The organism is Catenibacterium faecis, from assembly GCF_014306455.1.
In the GTDB taxonomy this organism is placed as follows: domain Bacteria; phylum Bacillota_I; class Bacilli_A; order Erysipelotrichales; family Coprobacillaceae; genus Catenibacterium; species Catenibacterium mitsuoka_A.
Genome location: NZ_JACRWG010000097.1, coordinates 1 through 3,879 on the forward strand (window position 1 = coordinate 1; position 3,879 = coordinate 3,879).

Genomic DNA, 3,879 nt, shown 5'->3' on the forward strand with positions numbered 1-3,879 from the left:
TTTATATAGTTTACACATAAAAATATCCTCCTGGTTAATTTACACCTAGAGGATATCTTTATTTCTAATCATTTTTAAGCGCCTTTTTATTTAATGTCCTTGACACGGGGTCCACATTAATCTCTAATGCATGCCATACTTATTATTCTTACTGCCGCAATAGTCACACTTCTTATCCGTGCTCTTCCATTTATTGTATTTAGTAAACGTACACCGGATAGTATTCTCTATTTAGGTAAAGTACTACCTTATGCGATTATACCGATGTTAGTGGTGTATTGTTTAAAGAGTGTATCAGTTCTAAAAGCCCCTTATGGTATTCCAGAACTCATAGCACTTATAGTAGTAGTATGTATCCATAAATGGAAACATAGTACATTACTTTCTATTCTTCTAGGTACAATAACTTATATGTTTCTAATCCAGACTGTGTTTTAATCACAGTCTTTTCATTACTTCCAATGGGAGATTATTCACAAGTACAGTGTTACCATCATAATAGTTGATATAATCTGGTCCTAGTGTAAATATACGTTCAAAAGGAATCGTACCCAATGATCTTTCTTCTGTTGTAGAATAAAGAGCTATTTCATAATAATTACATTCTAGCTTTTCACCTGTTTCAGGATTCTGATACCCTACAGGTACCCATGGTTTATTAGGGAGTAAAGTAGGGCAGTCTTCAGTTAATGCATAGATGCCTTTAATACCCTGATCTGTCTTAAAAAATTGTGGTTTTGCATAATAATAGTCATGACTTTGAAGTTCATGCATCCATGAAGAGAATAGATGTGGATTAAGAATAAACTGTTCTGCTTCATCCTTACCAATCACTAATGGCCACATTGTACTCATTAACGTAAGAGAATCTGTTTCACCATTCACAATCTTTTCTGATACTTCTTTAATAATACGATGATTGAAAGCAAGAAGATCATCTTCCTGTGATAAGTACTCATCTATATCTTCTTCTATACCATCAATAGTAACGCTGCATTTCCAGTAACTAGTAATTCTTCTTAGACAGTTAAAGAAAGAACGCATTTCATCTGTAGTAGTAGGATTGAGTAAGCGTAGGTTTAATTCATTCTTTTCATCTTCATCCCATGAAATATGAAAACCTCTTCCGATAGAATTTGGATTATAGAAGATCATATTACCTTCCTGGTCATCACCCACCATTCTCATACCATCATTGATTCCAAAAGCTAATTCATCACCGACTATGACATCCAATGGGATTGTCTTTTTAAATAAACCCTTCTGTTTAATACATACATCAATAGACATCTTTCTATCCTCCTATGCATCTCATGAAGTCTTCTTCTGAGATAATCAAAATCTTTTCATCCTTCTCTCTTAAGTCTAAACCTTTTCTAATCTTAGTGCCATACTGACCATACTTCCATGTTTTACTTTTTTCTCCACCGACAATTAAATAATCAGTAGCACGTGTAGGGGCACTTAATACAGTACCTCCATGACTATAAATATAGTGAACTACATCACTTCTTCTCATAGAAGTAAATAAACCAGTGACCACAAACTTACCTGTCAAATCTATATCAAATATTTCATCAAAAGCGAAAGGGTAAATATTCATAACTATTCCTCAAAAAAAGATATACAATATATGTAGGAGGTTTTTCATAATGGTTAAAATCCTAAACATCGCATTATATATCATATTCATTCTTATACCAGCATTATATTTTATATGGCTATTAAAACATGAACACCTGATTTTTAAAACATTTGTGGTTGTCATGGCTATTCTTTCTACAATCGGTATATTACTTAAATTTAACTTTAAACCATATAATCATATCTTTACCATGTTCATACTAGTGTGTCAATTTCTCACTATGTATATTTATATTCTTTTTATATGTGTTTATCTGTATCGTTTCTCCTTTAAATTTGTGAAACGAAAACCATATCGTTTTGGGAATATCGTAGCAACTATGATTGCGATTACTCTTACAATTTCTGGCTTCTATTCACATTATAATAAGAAAGAAGTCATCTATCATGTCACTGTTCCTAAGACATCTTCAGTATCACAATTGAAAATCTGTTTAGTCAGTGATCTACATTTAAGTTCTGGTACTTATATGAGACAGGTAAGAAAACTTGTAAAAACAGTGAATAATAAGCATTATGATCTTGTATGTTTTGCAGGAGATGTATTTGATGAAAATACACCCGATGCATTAATGAATCGTTCTTTACAAGAATTCAAGAATATGAAGAGTACTTATGGAACATACTGGATATCTGGTAATCATGAATATTATGGTAAACATACAGACTTTACTGTCTTTGAAAAATACAACATACACTTTCTAAAGAACACTTATGAAACTGTAGATAATACTTTTAATATTGTCGGCTTTACAGATAAGACATCTCATGATCACTATGATATCAATAAAGTAATAGAGGGGATGGATACTTCTTTACCTACTATTACACTAGACCATAATCCTGAAAGATTTGATCATCATACATATTTCACTGATCTTCAATTATCTGGTCATACACATAATGGTCAGATTTTCCCAGGAAATATTATCCTTCATTATTACTATCAGAATTCATATGGTTTATCCCATTATAAGAACCATTATCTTCTTGTATCTGCTGGATATGGTTCATGGGGATTCCCATTTAGACTTGGTACACAATGCGAATATGATACTATTTATCTCACTATGAGAAAATAGTTTTACAAGAAATACACCTTTTTGTGCAAAGTATGTAAACGGATTCATAAATTCGTGAAATTTACTCTCTTTTGATGTACAAATCTAAAAATAAAGATAGACAAACCGCTTTCTTTCCTATATGATAAGGGCACAAAGAGGTAGTGAAAAAAATGGTCATGGAATTAGAAGAAAAATTTAAATTACGCAAAGCAGAAATCTTTGCGACAATCAAGAAGTATGTGACTGAAGCAAAAATGGATATCTCAGATACAGTTATTGAAAACTTATCTATTCATCTTGCTTTATCAATTACAAGAGAATTATCTGGATCTTATATCGAAATGAGTTCATCTCAGATTGAACAATTAAAACAAGCCAACACTTATCAGATTTCACAGTTAATCATCTATGATTTATCTAAGAAATATGATGTAAAAATTTCTGAAGACGATATTTGTTATTGTGCGATGTATTTATCAAACATGACATTATTAGATTTAGACTTCTTTAGTGAATGCGATATTATTGATCAGGAAACTGAAAGCATTACTTTAGAAGCCGTACAGGAAATCAATAACCGTTTAGGATTAAATTTAAAGAAGAATGATGATTTCTATCAGGGATTATCAATGCATTTCTATCCTGCAATTCAGCGTTTAAAGAATGATGAACAGCTCCATGATAATGTATTAACTGACAAGATTAAAACTGAAAATGAAACAGAATATAAATGTGCAATGATTTTAAATGATGTAGTTAAGGAACATTATCATAAATCATTTAATGAAGATGAATTAGCATATATAGCATTACATTTCGGTACAGCATTAAGATAACATCAAAGGGAACCATATCAATAGTAGATGGACCTAGGAGATAGTGAAAGCTATCTCCTTTCTTTTTATTTAAATTAGCATGTAAATCCTCTTTCTCACACTATGAAAGGTATTGTGAACGATAACCAGCCTAGTGATAAGTACACTCTAAATAACTAGAAAAGGTAAGGAGTAGCATTCCTTACCTTTTCGTTTTGATGTTAATTGCATTCCAATTGAATATTACGGAGTGGCAAGGCCACTCCATACGGTAAAATAAGTCCATCCATTACGCTAGAAAAGTCCAGTGAATCCGTTAAACAAGTCCATCATATTTAATATAAAGATTTGCATCT

5 protein-coding genes are annotated in these 3,879 nt (G+C 31.6%); 3 read left to right on the plus strand and 2 right to left on the minus strand.

Annotation, left to right across the window (positions count from 1 at the left end):
• Positions 1 to 126: 126 nt before the first annotated feature.
• On the plus strand, positions 127 to 438 hold the full coding sequence (locus H8909_RS12565; RefSeq protein WP_187013064.1) for a branched-chain amino acid transporter permease: 312 nt from the start codon (positions 127 to 129) through the stop codon (positions 436 to 438).
• Here H8909_RS12565 and H8909_RS12570 read toward each other — a convergent pair whose 3' ends face one another.
• Together H8909_RS12570 and H8909_RS12575 are read right to left on the minus strand one after the other, a co-directional pair.
• Positions 439 to 1,290 carry a DUF4299 family protein gene (locus tag H8909_RS12570; RefSeq protein ID WP_187013065.1) on the minus strand — a complete coding sequence of 284 codons (852 nt, stop codon included), beginning with the start codon at positions 1,288 to 1,290 and terminating at the stop codon, positions 439 to 441. It abuts the gene before it with no gap.
• Positions 1,291 to 1,294: 4 nt separating this feature from the next.
• Positions 1,295 to 1,603 (minus strand): BRCT domain-containing protein, encoded by a 309-nt coding sequence (locus H8909_RS12575; RefSeq protein ID WP_117459275.1) that lies wholly within the window; start codon positions 1,601 to 1,603, stop codon positions 1,295 to 1,297.
• A gap of 49 nt (positions 1,604 to 1,652) precedes the next feature.
• Between H8909_RS12575 and H8909_RS12580 the strand changes: the two genes are divergently transcribed.
• Complete coding sequence (locus tag H8909_RS12580) at positions 1,653 to 2,726, plus strand: metallophosphoesterase (RefSeq protein WP_187013066.1); 1,074 nt, start codon at positions 1,653 to 1,655, stop codon at positions 2,724 to 2,726.
• A 152-nt stretch (positions 2,727 to 2,878) separates the two neighbouring features.
• A complete protein-coding gene (locus tag H8909_RS12585; RefSeq protein ID WP_238928300.1) occupies positions 2,879 to 3,544 on the plus strand; it encodes a BglG family transcription antiterminator in 666 nt (221 codons plus the stop codon).
• The last annotated feature ends 335 nt before the right edge of the window (positions 3,545 to 3,879 follow it).